The organism is Roseibium sp. ROS1, assembly GCF_054658215.1.
Map to the genome: position 1 here is coordinate 1,514,392 of NZ_BAAGIG010000002.1, position 15,745 is coordinate 1,530,136.

Annotated in this window: 14 protein-coding genes; 2 read left to right on the forward strand and 12 right to left on the reverse strand. The window is 57.6% G+C overall.

Translation table 11 applies throughout. The annotated features are described in order from the left end of the window. Positions 1-40: 40 nt before the first annotated feature. The 10 genes from lpxD to rpsB all read right to left on the reverse strand — a co-directional run bounded on the left by lpxD (position 41) and on the right by rpsB (position 11,158). Complete coding sequence (gene lpxD, locus ACYQ6M_RS15005; RefSeq protein WP_055656567.1) at positions 41-1,078, reverse strand: UDP-3-O-(3-hydroxymyristoyl)glucosamine N-acyltransferase; 1,038 nt, start codon at positions 1,076-1,078, stop codon at positions 41-43. 79 nt (positions 1,079-1,157) lie between these two features. After that, positions 1,158-3,401, reverse strand: coding sequence for an outer membrane protein assembly factor BamA (gene bamA, locus ACYQ6M_RS15010; protein ID WP_416384140.1), 2,244 nt, complete (start codon positions 3,399-3,401; stop codon positions 1,158-1,160). A 302-nt stretch (positions 3,402-3,703) separates the two neighbouring features. After that, on the reverse strand, positions 3,704-4,846 hold the full coding sequence (gene rseP / locus ACYQ6M_RS15015) for an RIP metalloprotease RseP (RefSeq protein ID WP_055654491.1): 1,143 nt from the start codon (positions 4,844-4,846) through the stop codon (positions 3,704-3,706). A 112-nt stretch (positions 4,847-4,958) separates the two neighbouring features. Continuing rightward, positions 4,959-6,158: a 1-deoxy-D-xylulose-5-phosphate reductoisomerase gene (locus ACYQ6M_RS15020; RefSeq protein ID WP_460074478.1), complete on the reverse strand. Its 1,200-nt coding sequence runs from the start codon at positions 6,156-6,158 to the stop codon at positions 4,959-4,961. A gap of 16 nt (positions 6,159-6,174) precedes the next feature. Then, a complete protein-coding gene (locus ACYQ6M_RS15025) occupies positions 6,175-7,017 on the reverse strand; it encodes a phosphatidate cytidylyltransferase (protein ID WP_460074480.1) in 843 nt (280 codons plus the stop codon). A gap of 15 nt (positions 7,018-7,032) precedes the next feature. Then, positions 7,033-7,800, reverse strand: a complete 768-nt coding sequence (locus ACYQ6M_RS15030; RefSeq protein ID WP_370200109.1) for an isoprenyl transferase — start codon at positions 7,798-7,800, stop codon at positions 7,033-7,035. 31 nt (positions 7,801-7,831) lie between these two features. Continuing rightward, the gene (frr, locus tag ACYQ6M_RS15035) at positions 7,832-8,395 is read right to left on the reverse strand and encodes a ribosome recycling factor (RefSeq protein WP_022998460.1); all 564 of its coding nucleotides are present in this window, start codon (positions 8,393-8,395) and stop codon (positions 7,832-7,834) included. Positions 8,396-8,506: 111 nt separating this feature from the next. Further along, complete coding sequence (gene pyrH, locus ACYQ6M_RS15040; protein ID WP_022998459.1) at positions 8,507-9,226, reverse strand: UMP kinase; 720 nt, start codon at positions 9,224-9,226, stop codon at positions 8,507-8,509. Positions 9,227-9,295: 69 nt separating this feature from the next. Then, positions 9,296-10,213: a translation elongation factor Ts gene (gene tsf, locus ACYQ6M_RS15045; RefSeq protein WP_062488667.1), complete on the reverse strand. Its 918-nt coding sequence runs from the start codon at positions 10,211-10,213 to the stop codon at positions 9,296-9,298. 144 nt (positions 10,214-10,357) lie between these two features. Continuing rightward, positions 10,358-11,158 (reverse strand): 30S ribosomal protein S2, encoded by an 801-nt coding sequence (gene rpsB, locus ACYQ6M_RS15050; protein ID WP_031268422.1) that lies wholly within the window; start codon positions 11,156-11,158, stop codon positions 10,358-10,360. 321 nt (positions 11,159-11,479) lie between these two features. Here rpsB and ACYQ6M_RS15055 point away from each other — a divergent pair, with 321 nt between their 5' ends. Beyond that, positions 11,480-11,881, forward strand: coding sequence for a VOC family protein (locus ACYQ6M_RS15055; RefSeq protein ID WP_460074484.1), 402 nt, complete (start codon positions 11,480-11,482; stop codon positions 11,879-11,881). 67 nt (positions 11,882-11,948) lie between these two features. Here the strand turns inward: ACYQ6M_RS15055 and ACYQ6M_RS15060 are convergent, their stop codons facing one another. Next, positions 11,949-12,311: a cupin domain-containing protein gene (locus ACYQ6M_RS15060; protein WP_460074640.1), complete on the reverse strand. Its 363-nt coding sequence runs from the start codon at positions 12,309-12,311 to the stop codon at positions 11,949-11,951. A 105-nt stretch (positions 12,312-12,416) separates the two neighbouring features. Here ACYQ6M_RS15060 and ACYQ6M_RS15065 point away from each other — a divergent pair, with 105 nt between their 5' ends. Further along, entirely contained in the window at positions 12,417-13,886 is a 1,470-nt protein-coding gene (locus tag ACYQ6M_RS15065; RefSeq protein WP_460074486.1) for an aminotransferase-like domain-containing protein, read from the forward strand. 19 nt (positions 13,887-13,905) lie between these two features. On the opposite strand, the gene atzF is transcribed toward ACYQ6M_RS15065, so the two are convergent. Beyond that, entirely contained in the window at positions 13,906-15,744 is a 1,839-nt protein-coding gene (atzF, locus tag ACYQ6M_RS15070; RefSeq protein WP_460074488.1) for an allophanate hydrolase, read from the reverse strand. Between the last annotated feature and the right edge of the window lies 1 nt (position 15,745).

Sequence of the window (15,745 nt, forward strand, 5' to 3'; positions counted from 1 at the left end):
CTTGGCGAATTACCGCCGCAAAGTCCTGTTTGTATTCCGTTTACGATCCGCCGCCACGCTCTGCAAGCTTTCTGACGGCAGCGACTTCACGAAACCACTGTTTGACCGGCTTTGCGGGCGTGCCGCCGTAGCGTCCCCCGGCAGGCAAATCATCGTTGACTACGCTCACCGCGGCCACCTGCGACCCCATGCCGATCGTTACATGACCACGCACGCCGGTTTGCCCGCCAATGGCGACGAAATCCTCGAGCGTGCAGCTTCCGGAAAGACCGACCTGAGAAACGATCACGCAGTGACGTCCGACCACGACATTGTGGCCAATCTGAACCTGGTTATCGATCTTCGTGCCTTCGCCGATGATGGTATCCCGGTTTGCGCCACGATCGATGGTGGTGTTGGCGCCGATTTCAACGTCGTCCTGAATGATCACGCGGCCAACCTGGGGCACCTTGAGATGACCCATCGGCCCCATCGCATAGCCAAAGCCATCCTGACCGCAGCAAACACCAGGATGCATATAGACGCGGTTGCCAAGCACGGTGTGCTGAACCGTGCAATTCGAACCGATCACACAGTCCCGGCCAATCTTGACGCCCTGTCCGATGACAGCGTTGGCCCGGATCACAGTGCCTGCACCAATCTCTGCCCCCGCACCGATCACGACACCAGGTTCGACCGTGACATTGTCTTCCAGTGACGCAGCCGGATCGATTACAGCCCGTTCTGAAATGACTGCGGCGCCAGGTTCTACCGGCACCATGGCTGCAGGATAAAGTTTGGCGAGAACCTTCGCCCAGGAGCGATAGGCATCTGAACATACAAGAACAGCAACGCCCTCCGGCACCTTGTCCTTGTGTTTCCGGTTGACCAGGCATGCAGCTGCCGTGGTCCCGTCCAGTTGTTTCAGGTAAGCGGTGTTGTCGAAGAACACCAGAGCGCCGGGCGTGGCATCTTCCAATGGCGCTACACCTGTTATTTCCAGGGTAGGTTCGCCGCGAGCGATCTCAGCTTCCGCCCACGTTGCGATGTCTGAAAGAGAGACCGGAGCCGGAGATTCAAAAAATTTTGGCTCGGACATGATGTTATCCTTCTTGCCAGCCAACAAAAACGGCCGCCGAACGTGTCGGCGGCCGTTTTTTATCCTATGTGACCGCAGTTTAGAAGCGCGTACCGCCGCTCAACCGGAAAATCTGCGTTTTGTCGGAGTCATCTTTGACGATCGGGTAAGCAAAGTCTGCCCGCAGAGGTCCGAACGGAGAGTTCCAGCGGATACCTGCACCAACCGACGCACGAACGTTGAAGTCGTTCGAGTCGATCTGGCCACCGTTGGTTTCCACCAGGTTCACCAGGCTGCTGTCTGCATCCCACAGCGAACCGGCATCGGCAAACACTGCACCACTCAGGCCGAATTCCTTCGGGATGACCGGGAACGGGAACCGGGTTTCGGCAGTTGCCGCGAAGTAGAACCGACCACCGATAGCGTCTTCGGTCGTTGCGTCACGCGGGCCGATACCCTGGTTCTCAAAGCCACGAACGAGAGTGCCGCCAAGCATGAACTGTTCGGACACACGCAGACGCTCATCACCAAGGGCCATGATGTTACCACCACGCACCGACAGGCTACCGATCAGACCGTAGTCAGCCAGAATTTCCTTGTAGGCGCGAGCCTGAGCTTCGGTCTTGATGTAGAAGCTGTCGCCACCCAGACCAGCAATTTCCTGACCGAAGGAAGCATAGATACCGTCGGAGGGATCCAGGATCCGGTCGAGCGTGTTGTAACGCAGCTCGTAGCCAACCAGAGACGTCAGGTAGGTGCCGAGGGAGTCACAGACCGCCAGGGACAGGCTTGCGGTGTCACAGTTGTTGATGTTGGTCGAGTTGTTGTCCGGATCGGAGTTCTTCTCCTGGAAGATGTTGTAGAACAGACGGACAGTCAGCTCATCTTCCCGAAGCGGCAGAGTGAAACCGAACCCGCCACCGGTCTTCTTCTGATCGAAGGAACGGTAGTCGTTGGCATCATCCACCTTGCGATAGAGGTCCAGATCAAGGGCAACACGGCGTCCCATGAAGAACGGTTCAACGAAACGGAACTCGTAGGACTGGGTGTCCGTACCGCCGCCAACAGCGAGCTTCACGAACTGGCCACGGCCCAGGAAGTTCTTCTCGGTCAGCGAAATGTCACCAATGACACCGTCAACCGTCGAATAACCGACACCGAAGGAGATTTCACCAGTCGGCTTTTCTTCGACGCGAACGTTCACGACCACGCGATCAGGTGCACTGCCCTGCTGCGTCGTGATGGAAACCTTCTCAAAGAAACCGAGATTGCGCAGACGCCGTTCCGCCTTGTCGACAAGCGCACGGTTGAACGCATCGCCTTCAGCAATGTCGAACTCGCGGCGAATGACATACTCACGGGTACGGTCGTTGCCGATCACGTTGATCCGCTCGATGTAGGCGCGAGGACCTTCTTCGATGTAGTAGATCAGGGAGATCGTGTTGTTGTCGTAGTCACGAGCACCACGCGGACGGACACGAGCAAAGGCATAACCTTCTTCCGACACGCGAAGCGTGATGTCTTCGACAGACTGCTCGACGCGCAGCGAGTTGAAGGTCTGACCACTCTTGGTACGGATCAGGCGGCGAAGATCTTCCGGATCAACGTCGGCAATCGTGGAAACGATCTCGACATCGCCAATCTCGTACTTCTCGCCCTCTTCCACCGTGAAGGTCACGTAGAAGATGTTCTGCTCGCGATCGAGGTCTGCGCTGGTAGAGACGATACGGAAGTCCGCATAGCCCTTCTTGTTGTAGTACTGACGCAGCAACTCCTCGTCCGCAGCCAAACGGTCCGGATCGTAGGTGTCGGTGCTGCGCAGCCAGCTCAGAAGGCCGCTTTCGCGTGTACGGATGACATCGCGCAGGCGGCCGTCGCTGAATGCGGAGTTGCCGATGAAGCTGATCCGCTCGACGCCGGTCTTCGCACCTTCGTTGATCTCGAAAACGAGATCGACACGGTTCTGACCACGATCGATGATCTGCGGCTCGACGGACGCGCCATAGCGACCGGAGCGACGATAAGCTTCAAGAATATTCTGGACGTCAGCCTGAACCTTGGCACGGGACAGCATCGAGCGCGGCTGAGACCGTACGGCGGTTTCCAGCGCGCTGTCCTTGATCTTCCGGTTACCTTCGAAAGAGACCCTGTTGATGATCGGGTTCTCGGTAACCGTCACAACGACAACGCTGCCACGCGGGGTGATGTCGACCGTTGCAAAAAGGCCGGTTGCGTAGAGCGCCTTCAGTGACTCGTCGACATCGAACGCGCTGTAGGAGCGTCCGGGAACGATGGTCATGTAACTGACAACGGTTTCATCCTCGACACGGGTATTGCCACGCACGTCAATGCTTCTGGCCACCGCTGCCTGTGCCTGTGAAACCAGGGACACCGGCCCGAAAGCTTTCGGCAAAACCGTCCCGATCGAAAATACGGCAACCGCCAACAGTACGGCCCGTGTAAGTCTCTGCAATCGCTGCATTATTGCGCTATGCCTTTGTTTTTAATACCCCTCCCGAGAATCCGCACTCACCCCAGCAGATTCTCGGAACCGACGAGTGTTTTATAGGTTTTTACCGATAACGCAACCGCCCTTCCGGGCGGAAAGCGATTTAGTCTGAAGACGTTGCGTCAATGTCACGGGTGTCATGAATTGGTTCCCACGAGCCGCATGATATCCTTCCATGTGACGAACACCATCAGCATGAGAACAAGTCCCAGACCGATCCGGAAACCAACGTCCTGCACCCTTTCGCTGAGCGGTTTGCCACGCAGGGCTTCTGCAGCGAAGTAAACGAGGTGTCCACCGTCGAGAATCGGCACCGGCGCCAGGTTGATCAGACCGATGCTGACTGAAAGTACGGCCGCCAGAGAAATGAGCGGAAGGAACCCGAGATCTGCGACCTGCCCGGAGATCTGGGCCACGCGGATCGGACCACCAAGCTGGTCAGCCGACTGCCGCTGGGAAATGATACCCCAGATATAGCTGACCGTGCTTTCGATGATGCGCCAGGTTTCCGCAGTCCCTTCAAGAGCCGCTTCGCCAAGCCCGTATTTGATGTGAATGAGATGAGACGGATCGGACACGCCGCGAAGGCTGATATCGCCAGCCACCTGCCTCTCACCGAAAAAGACTTCTTTCTCCTTCGCGTCGGGCGTAACGGTCAAAGTGACGTCTTGCCCGCCCCGCTCGACTTCGAAAACGAGAGGCGTGTTGGCGTTCATCAGGACGATCTGACGCATCTCGCCGAACGTCTGGATAGGCCTGCCGTCAATTTCCTTCACGATATCGCCGGCCAGAAGCCCGTCACGTTCGGCTGCACCGCCCGCAAAAACCTGTTCGACGACAGGCTCGAAACCCTGTTTGCCGGAGGTTACGAAGAGCGCGGTAAAGATCACGATCGCGAGAAGGAAGTTGGCGATGGGCCCCGCGGCCACAACGGCCATGCGTTGCCAGACCGGTTTGGCGATGAAAGCCGTTTTCCGGTCCTCTTCGCTCATCTGCGCAATTGCCTCACGGCTTGGTACGCTTGCCGCATTTTCATCGCCGGCGAACTTGACGTAGCCACCAAGTGGAATCCAGCAGAGTTTCCAACGAGTTCCCTTCCGGTCATTAAAACCGAAAAGCTCACGCCCGAAGCCGACGGAAAAAGCATCCACCTTTACGTTGCACCAACGAGCCACAGCGAAATGGCCGAGCTCATGGAAGAAGACGACGATTGTAAGCACAAAAAGAAAGGGAATGATTGTGCCGACTATCAGGGAATAGGCGGAAACGAGAAGGTCCATGAACTGTGTCCGATCCTGCGCAGCTAGGATTGTTTTGAAGGATTGTACTAAAAATAAAATTACGGCGTGTTAATGGTGGGAGACCAAAAATTCAGGGTCTTCGACACCCCGATTACCGCGTTCTTATCCATTCACCAGTCTTCTGCCGTGCTTCTGCGTCGATGGCAAGAACATCCTCGACGCCGGCAGCGTCCGTCAGCTTGCCGCCTGCCCCCATCACATCCAGCACCTCTTCAATGGCAGCCGGAATGTCCATGAAGCCGATCCGGCCCTTCAGAAATGCGTCCACGGCAACCTCATCTGCAGCGTTAAGCACAGCCGGTGCCATTCCCCCTGCCCGCATGGCTTCCAGTGCAAGACGGAGCGCCGGGAACCGGTCGAGATCCGGGGCTTCAAAAGTGAGTGTACCGAGTTCGGCCAGATCCAGACGTTTCACCGGAACGTTCATCCGGCGGGGAAAGGCAAGGCAATGGGCGATCGGCGTGCGCATGTCCGGACTGCCGAGTTGAGCCAGCAGGGATCCATCCTTGTATTGCACAAGTCCGTGAACCGTCGATTGCGGATGGACCAGCACGCCAAGCTGATCGTGGGCAACCGGAAAAAGATGGGACGCTTCGATAACCTCGAAGCCCTTGTTCATCATCGTTGCGCTGTCGATCGTAATGCGTGCGCCCATGTCCCAGTTCGGATGCTTGAGCGCCTGCTGTGGTGTTACCCGTGCCATGTCGGCTTTCGAGACACTCCTGAACGGTCCGCCCGACGCCGTCAGAATAACCTTCTCGACCATGTCGGCCTTGTCGGTTTCAAAAACCTGAAAGATGGCATTGTGCTCGCTGTCGACGGGCAGGAGTTCCGCCTCGGTCGCGCGGATCTTGGCCATGAACAGATCACCTGCACAAACCAGGCATTCCTTGTTGGCAAGTGCAATGCGGCGTCCTGATCGGATCGCGGCCATGGTCGGCTTCAATCCAGCTGACCCTACAATGGCACCGACGACGATATCCGTATCCTGCGTGACCGCTTCCAGAACGGCAGCCTCACCGGCTCCCGTTGCAATGCCGCTGCCGGCAAGCCGCTCATTGAGCTCCGGATAACAGCTTTCCTCGGCAAGGATAGCGGAACCGGTCTTTAGCGCTTTTGCCATGTCGGCGAGGCCCGCGGCGTTCCGGTTCGCAACCAGCGCGACGACTTCATAGCTGTCCGGATTTCTTTGAATGAGATCCGCCAAGCTCTGGCCGATGGACCCAGTGGCCCCTAGAACGGTTATCCGGGTTTTCGCGCCAGGGTCGCGGGCTGCAGAGGCAGCTGCCATGCCTGTTACTCCAAATTCAAATCAGACCGAGGCCGGCAATAGGGTCTGCAAGGCTGCCGCCAGCAACTAGGCCAATCAGCACGGCGAAAATGGCTGCGGCCACCAGACCGTCGATCCGGTCCATGATGCCGCCATGCCCGGGGATCAGCTTGCTGGAATCCTTGACGTCGAACCGCCGCTTGATGGCAGACTCCAGTAGGTCCCCTGCCTGAGAGACGACCGAGAGCCCGGCCGCCAGCAAAGCCCAAAGCATCAGGTCCTGTGCATTTGCGACAAAAGCAACGCCAGCGCCGAAAACCGTGGCGAGCACCAGCCCGCCAATGGCACCAGACCAGGTCTTTTTAGGTGATACACGTGGCCAGAGCTTGGGCCCACCCAACGCACGGCCGGTAAAATAGGCGAAAATGTCGGTTGCCCAGACAACAAACAGCAGGAAAAACGCGACCAGAAGCCCGTTGCTTCCTTCACGAAGTACAAGCAGCGAGAACAGTGCAAGCCCGCTGTAGAGGATCCCTTCGATGGCCCATCGTCCAGCCTTGGAGAAACCACCAAGCGCATAGGCGATGAAAACACCAGCAACCATGGCCCCGAGACCAAGGTCAGGATGTCCGGCTACGGTCAGCACCCCAATGGCAAACAGCGTTGCAAACCCGGTGAGTGAACTGGGTGACTTTGCCTGTGTCCCGGTGATCGTGAACCACTCCCACAGGAACAGTCCGGACGCGACCAGCGTCAGCGCAGCAAAGGGCAGATTGCCCAGATAGGTGATCAGAAGAACAAGAGGCCCCAGAACGAGTGCCGAAATGAACCTGAGGCGAAGGTCGGACAGTTTTTTCGGGTTCTGGTGTGGTTCTGCCATTGCTCAAGCCGGGGGTCAGTTGGCCTTGGCGTCAAGGCCGCCGTACCGGCGCTCACGGCTGCAGAAACAGCTCAAAGCCTTGTCGAAGGCCGCCTCATCGAAGTCCGGCCAGAAAAGATCGCAGAAATAGAACTCGGAATAGGCGGCCTGCCACAGCAGGAAATTGGAAAGACGCATTTCTCCGCTGGTGCGGATGATGAGATCGGGATCCGGCAAACCGGAGGTATCCAGCGCCGCCGTGATCGCGTCTTCGGTTATCTCGGCCGGCTGCATGTCTCCAGCCTGAACCTTTGCTGCCAGCTCCTGTGCCGCCCGCACGATTTCCGACCGTGCACCATAGTTGAACGCAACGACCAGGTTCAGGCCGGTGTTGTGACGGGTCAGGTCTTCGGCTTCTTTCAGAAGCGCCAAAATCCCCGGTTCCAGATCACTGCGCCCGCCGATGATGCGGATACGCACATTGGCTTCGTGAAGCTCGCTCAGATCGCGCTGCACGAAACGGCGCAACAGCCCCATCAGGAAAGAAACTTCAGCCTGTGGCCGGTTCCAGTTTTCGGAAGAGAAGCTGTAGATCGTGATGGTTTCGATGCCGACACGGCCAGCATGGCGGATCACCTTGCGCAGCGCGGCAAGCCCCTGTCGATGTCCCTCTGTCCGTGGCAAACCGCGCGCAGTTGCCCATCGCCCGTTGCCATCCATGATGAAGGCAACGTGACGGGGCATTTTCGCACCGGTTTCATCCGCAGCAGGTGCATGCAGGTTGCGGTCCGGGCTGACGCTCATGTGCTCCCCCAACTCACACTCCCCAGGTCGATCAGACCTGGGAAATTTCCTGCTCTTTTTTCTCCAGCATGCCGTCGACCTCAGCAATCATCTGGTCGGTCAGCTTCTGCACTTCATCGGATGCGACACGGCTGTCGTCCTGGGAAATGTCACCGTCTTTTTCGGCCTTCTTGGCAGCGTCCATGCCATCGCGGCGGACGTGACGGATCGCAACTTTTGCCTGTTCGGCGTATTTGTGGGCCACCTTGATGAGCTCCTGGCGGCGTTCCTGGTTCAGCTCGGGAATCGGCAGCCGCAGAAGCATGCCGTCTACAACCGGGTTCAAACCAAGGTTGGATTCTCGAATCGCCTTTTCAACGGCCGACACCATGCTCTTGTCCCAGACCTGAACAGCCAGCATGCGAGGTTCGGGAACGGAGACAGTGGCTACCTGGTTGATCGGCATGGACTGGCCATAGGCATCAACAGTAATCGGATCCATCATGGAAGAAGAGGCGCGGCCGGTACGCAGTCCGGCAAATTCCGTTTTCAGAACCGACAAGGCTCCCTGCATGCGGCGCTTCAGATCATCAAGGTCCACACCTTCTACCGACATTTTATCCTCACTGTTGTTTTGTGCTTGGCTTAATAGAGTCTCGGCGCGCGCCAACATGGCATAAACGCACCGAAACACAAGAGCTTGAACCGGGATTGGTTCTTAAAACTTTCAGTCACCCACGACAGTGTAGGTGCCGGTTTCCTGAAGCACACTGACGAGGGCGCCGGGTGAGTGAATGGAAAACACAATGACGGGAATGGAATTGTCACGGGCCAGGGCAATGGCCGTCGTGTCCATGACTTTCAGGTTGCGGGTTATGATTTCGTCATAACCAAGGGTGTCATAGCGCTCCGCGTTCGGGTTGACCTTGGGGTCTTCGGAGTAGACGCCGTCCACCTGTGTTCCCTTCAGGAAGGCGTCGCACTTCATTTCAGCAGCCCGCAGAGCCGCACCGCTGTCCGTGGTGAAGAACGGGTTGCCGGTGCCCCCTGCAAAGACGATCACATCGCCGTCTTCCATGTAGCGGTCAGCGACACGCTGCGAAAAGGTTTCACAGATCGAGGGAACGGATACGGCGGACAGAACACGGGCATTGACCTTCAGGCGGCGCAGGGCATCCGCCAGCGTCAGGCTGTTCATGATGGTGGCCAGCATGCCCATGTGGTCGCCCGTGACGCGGTTACCACCCTTGGCGGCGACTGCAACACCGCGGAAGATGTTCCCTCCCCCGACGACAACACCGACCTGAGCTCCAAGAGCCACTGCGTCGGCGATTTCCTTGGCGATCCTTTGCACGATGGCCGGGTCAATTCCAAAAGCCTGCGATCCCATCAGGGCCTCGCCGGAGAGTTTCAGAAGGATCCGTTTCCAGCGCAAGGAATTCGTCATGGGTGCACCCTTTTTGAAATTGTCTTTCTAAAAAAAAAGCGCCGGACTTGCCGGCGCTTTTCCTTGAGCTTACTGCCCGGTGGCTGCTGCCACCTCTGCGGCGAAGTCTTGCTCTTCCTTCTCGATCCCTTCGCCGATTGCGAAGCGGACAAAGCCGGTAAGTTTGACTTCAGCGCCGATTTCTTTAGCGAGCGCCTCTACGGCCTGCTCAACCGTCTGATCCGGGTTGATCACGAAGGCCTGCTTCACGAGGGTAACTTCCTCGTAGAATTTGCGCAAACGGCCTTCCACCATTTTTTCAATGATGTTTTCCGGCTTGCCGGATTCGCGTGCCTGTTCGGAGAAGACAGACTTCTCACGTTCGACAACGGTCGGATCCAGTTCTTCGGTGTTCAGCGACAGCGGGCTGGTTGCAGCAACGTGCATGGCAATCTGACGGCCAAGGCCATTCAGCTTGTCCTTGTCACCAGTGGACTCCAGGGCCACCAGAACGCCGATCTTGCCGAGACCGTCGGAAACAGCACTGTGAACGTAGGTCGCGACAACGCCTTCGTTTACGGCCAGAACCGCAGTGCGGCGCAGGGTCATGTTTTCGCCGATCGTGGCGATCGCATCGGTGATCGCTTCTGCAACCGGCTTGCCGCCAAGGTTTGCAGCGGAAACGGCTTCAACGGAACCATCGGTGCCGACGGCTACCTTGGCCACATTGGAGACCAGCTCCTGGAACCCTTCGTTGCGTGCAACGAAGTCGGTTTCGGAGTTCAGCTCGATCACGGCAGCCTTGTTGCCATCAGCGGCAACGCCGACCAGACCTTCAGCAGCCACACGGCCTGCCTTCTTGGCAGCCTTGGCCAGACCTTTGGTGCGCAGCCAGTCAACAGCTGCTTCCATATCACCGCCTGCTTCAGTCAGGGCGGTCTTGCAGTCCATCATGCCAGCGCCGGATTTCTCGCGGAGCTCTTTTACCATCGCAGCGGTAATGCTCATCGATTGCCTCGTGCATGGGGGTTTCAGATGAGACACGGTTTAGCCCATGGCCTTCCGCGCCTTTATGACGGGGCTGCAACAAAATGCAGCCCGCCTTGCGAATTTCAACAGTATTCTGCCGCGGCAGACCGCGGCAGGAGAGGCTTAAGCCTCGGCAGCTGCTGCTTCAGCCGGAGCTTCTTCAGAAGCCTCAGCAAGAACTTCTTCAACCGGAGCTTCTTCGGAAGCGCCGATGTCCATGCCGGAAGCACCCTGTGCACGGGAAATACCGTCGATGGCGGCACGAGCGATCAGGTCGCAGTACAGCGACAGAGCGCGGCCGGCATCGTCGTTACCCGGCACCGGATAGGTGATGCCTTCCGGATTGGAGTTGGAATCGAGGATCGCGGCAACCGGAATACCCAGACGACGGGCTTCCTGGATGGCAATGGCTTCGCGGTTGGTGTCGATCACGAAGATCAGGTCCGGAATACCGCCCATGTCCTTGATACCGCCAAGGTTCCGCTCGAGCTTTTCACGCTCGCGGTCCATGAACAGACGCTCTTTCTTGGTCAGAGCGTTGGCAGCGTCGGAAGACAGGGTTTCTTCCAGCTTGCGCAGGCGCTGGATGGACTGGGAGATGGTCTTCCAGTTCGTCAGCATGCCGCCGAGCCAACGTGCGTTGACATAATACTGAGCGGAGTTGCGCGCTGCAGATGCGACAGATTCCTGTGCCTGGCGCTTGGTACCTACGATCAGAACGCGGCCACCGCCGGCAACCGTGTCGGACACGGCCTTCAGAGCCTGGTGCAGAAGCGGAACGGTCTGGGACAGGTCCATGATGTGAACATCGTTGCGTACACCAAAGATGTACTGACCCATGCGCGGGTTCCAACGGTGTTTCTGGTGACCAAAGTGAACGCCAGCTTCCAGCAGCTGACGCATGGTGAAATCGGGCAAAGACATGGCCCTTATCTCCTGAGTTTTTCCGGTTTGACCTCCGCAAGAGGATGTGGACCGGAGAGATTTCCCTTCGGCCACCGGAAGGACCCCGATAAGCTCGGTTTCCGCCCCTTGCGTGTGGAATGCGCGCCTTATAGTTGGGAAGAAATTTTATTTCAAGGCCCAAGGGCCGGATTTCTTCAACCCAATCGCTGTTTGAAAATCGAATTTTCCCGCCCTGGCGCAAGCTCACGTTTCGATACCTTGAAAAGCAGCGACGTGTGTTGACGATCAATCATGTCATTTATACCTATTTTGAACTCGCCACAGCAAGGACACTCCACCGTGACCACCAAAGGCATCAACCACCTGGGCCTTACAGTCCGAGATCTAGACCAGACCACCGTCTTTTTCACCGAGCTGCTCGGCTGGCAACTGCTGGCACGTGATGACAACTACCCGCGAACAACCGTTTCCGACGGTACCGCCCGCCTGACGCTCTGGCAGGCAGACCGCACAAGGCCTGTGACGGGCTTCGACAGGAAAACCAATATCGGCCTCCACCATCTGGCCCTTGAAGTCTCAAGCGAAGAAAAGCTGCTGGAAATTGCCGAAAAGGTGAAGGCCTGGCCGGGAGTCGAGATCGAATTTCTGCCGGAGCCTCTCGGCGGAGGCCCACGCAAGCACATGATGCTGGCTGAACCCGGTGGTATCCGCATCGAATTTATCTGGCCCGCAGGGCAGTAACAGCGCGCCGAGAACTGCCTCGTTGGCCAGGCCGGAACGCACAAAAGTCCCGGCCCAAACAACCTTGTCAGATCCAGAGATCGTTTTCCTGGGTCCTGTCTCCGCCCGCATGGCCGGTATTGAGAATACCCTTCGGTTCGATCAGCAGCAGCTCGGCTTCCGATTCCGCATAAGGCTTGTGCTCGACGCCCTTCGGAACGACGTACATTTCCCCCTCACCCAGTACGACGGCGCGGTCGCGAAAATCGATGCGGATTTCGCCCTTGAGAACGATGAAAGCCTCATCCGTTTCAGGATGATCATGCCAGACGAAGTCTCCTTGAATGCGGACGATCTTGAACTGGTAATCGTTCATTTCCGCAATGACGCGAGGCGACCATAACCCTTCGAGCCTTGCAAGTTTTTCCGTGAAACGGATCGGATGTTCCATTGCCATGCCCGGCACTCCTGACTGATGAAATGTCCGGCCCGGTTTGACATCTCTCCTAAAATCAAAACAGATACAAAAACTCGAAAATGAACCAATACAGATGAAATGGTTTCGTTCAAATACCAGTCCGTTGCCCAGTCCCTGGCTCAGCTGATCGACAATGGCACCTTGAAGCCCGGGGAGAGGTTCCCCTCCCTCCGGCGCACCATGCGCAGTTATTCCGTTAGCCTGTCGACAGCCAACCAGGCATATGCCCATCTCGAAGACAAAGGCTATATCCGGGCACAGGCAAAGTCCGGCTATTTCGTCACCCGTCCAGCAAGCCACAGGCTCATCGAGCCCAGTAAAACAACGCCACCCGAGACCAGCCGCAGTGTCGTGTTTCAAGCTCCTTACCTGGAGATGCTCGAACATGCGTCAAACCCGGCATATGTGCCGCTTGGCTGCGCCATTCCCGCCCCGTCTCTGCTGGCCGCAGAGCCGCTGAACGCCTTGCAGGCACGCATCCTCCGCTCGAAAGGACAGCAACTCAACGCCTATGGGTCTGCTCAGGGTTTACCGGAACTCAGGAGAGAAATCGCAAAGCTTATGTGCCTGCATGGCAGCACAGTTTCCCAGGAAGAAATTGTCATTACGAGTGGCTGCACCGAAGCTTTAGGGCTCGCACTTCAAACGCTCACACAGCCGGGCGATACGATTGCCGTCGAATCGCCCGCCTATTTCGGACTGCTGCAGGTTCTCGAACGCCTGAAACTGAAGGCCTGGGAGTTGCCAACCTCGCGGGACGGCATCGATCCGTCCGCACTCGAGCTGGCTCTGAAGTCGGGAACCGTAATTGCCGTTGCCTTGTCGTCCAGCTTCACCAACCCACTTGGCACCATGATGCCGGAGCCTGTGAAACGTTCTGTCCTGAAGCTGCTGGACCGTTACAAGACACCCTTGATCGAAGATGATACCTACGGCGGCCTCGGGTTTGGCGGATGCCGTCCGGCACCGTTTTTCAGTCTGCCGCACGAGACCGAGATCTTCTATTGCAGCTCTTTCTCGAAAACCCTCGCCCCAGGCTACCGAACCGGCTGGATCCGCGCTCCCGGCCGCATTGTCCAAATCACCAAAGCCAAGTTCTCCGCCTCAATCTGCAACCCGTTGGCACCTCAACTGGCTTTGGCTGAATTTCTGTCATCCCGGGACTTCGAGCGCCATGTGTCTCGCATGGCCCGGAGAATGGAAACCAATGTCGCGCGCGCACGCCGGGCCATTGCACAGTCCTTTCCGGCGGGTACCAGGGTCACACATCCGGACGGCGGTTTCGTCTTGTGGGTAGAAATGGACGAAAACATCGACACAACAGCGCTTTATTACAAGGCCTTAAATCTAAACATCTGCTTTGCTCCTGGAAGTCTTTTCACCGCTTCAGGCCTTTATGCACATTGCCTTCGCATCAGTTGCGGCGACGTTTGGTCGGACACGCTTGAATCCGCTATTCACCGCCTGGGGACGCTGGCCTGCGAAGAGCTTGGCAATCACCAATCAGAAGAAACATTCCGCCTACCCTCAATTTCCCGCACTGACTGAACCCTCGTATGTCAAAAGTTCAGCTTGCATGCGCGGTCAGCTTCTCGTCCGAGACATCCGGCTGGGAAACGGAAGCAACCACTGACGAAAGATAGGTTCGCCAGGAACTCAGTTCGGTGATTTCAACAGCCCCTTCAACTGCATGTCCTTCACACAAAAATCCCTTTACGTCGGTTCCGTCTTCCAGCTTGACCGTGCCGATGCACAGCGGAGCCGGAATACCCGTCATGAAACTGCCGAAGGTCTCAAGCGGCATTGCCCAGACCTCCACATTGATTGATCCGCCCGAGCCGGCCCCAACCTGCACAAGGCCCGGCCGCTTCGGAGGCCCGCCTGCAAGTGCAAAGAAACGGTATTCCGGTGCTGTCTTGCTGGATTTTACAAAGCGTGCGCCGTGAGAAATCAGCTCCTTGTTTAGCGGCAGTCCCGACATGTGGGCGCCGCAGACCGCAACAGCTATTTCACCGGCAGCGATCTCGCTTGTGGTCAGCGCAGGTTTCTGGCGAGCCCAGGTCGTTGCTCCAAGCGGCCCCGCTTCCACTGTAGCGGCAAGCGCGGCGGCGGCTGCATCCTGACCGCAGCGGGCCAGAACGGTCAGGCTTCCAGGCCGGCCGTCCTGTCGCAAACCTGTTGGCACGGCAATACCGCAAAGATCTAGAAGGTTTACGAAATTCGTGTAGGTGCCAAGGCCCGAATTCGGGCCAATGGGGTCAGCGGTAATTTCTTCTACCGAGACGAATGTCGGTATCGTCGGAACGCAGAGGAAGTCCGTTTCTGCCAAAAGCTCATCACATATCCGGCGCAGGTCCTGCAGCTTGTAAAGTCCACGGAATGCGTCGACAGCGGTCAAAGAAAGACCCGGTTCGATAATTGCGCGCGTCGTCGGATGAAGCGTCTGCGGCGCATCAATCAGACGACTACCGACAGCAGCTGTACGTTCCGCGACCCAGGCCCCCTCGTAGAGCAGGCTGGCGACATCGTAAAACGGCTGAAAATCGATTTCCTGCACAACGGCCCCCTGCGTGCGCAGCGATGCGATCGTTGCCCTGAAATGGTCCGCCTGAGCCACGTCACCGAAGGTTTTCAGTGAAGCATCGTCAGGGACCGCGATCCGTACAGTTCCCGGACTGGCAGACAGTTTCTGGACCGGCAGCTGCCTGGAATAGGCATCTGCCTGGTCGTAGCCTGCAGCAGTCTCGAATACGGCCCATGCGTCCGCAACAGTCATGGCAAAAATCGAGATCGTATCGAGGGTCCGGCACGCAGGGACCAGACCTGAGCCGGACAGAACGCCCAGGCTTGGTTTGAGCCCCACAATGCCGTTGAGGGCAGCAGGCACACGCCCGGACCCTGCCGTGTCGGTTCCCAGCGAGAAACACGCGACCCCGTGGGCAACAGCAACGGCCGAGCCTGAGGAAGAGCCACCGGGAACGATTTCCGGATCCACCGCGTTCAATGGCACGGGGTATGGCGTTCTCACTCCGACGAGGCCAGTCGCGAATTGATCGAGATTGGTCTTGCCAAGACAAATTGCACCCGCTTGCCGAAGACGTCCAACGACAAAAGCATCGCTATCAGCGAAATACTCGAAATCCGGGCACGCCGCAGTCGTCGGCATGCCAGCCACGTCGATATTGTCCTTGGCCACATAGGGAATTCCCCAAAGGGGCCGGCTATCGGGGTTGCCAAGACTACGGGCCTCAGCAAGTGCCGTTTCTCGTGCCTGGTGAATGAAGATTCCCGGGTCACCGATGGCATCAAGCCGCCTGAAGGCTTCTTCGATCACGGCCTCAACAGACAAGCCTTCGGCGTAGGCCTGCCGGAGCCCGGCGAGCGTGAAGGGAAGTTCGCGGATCATG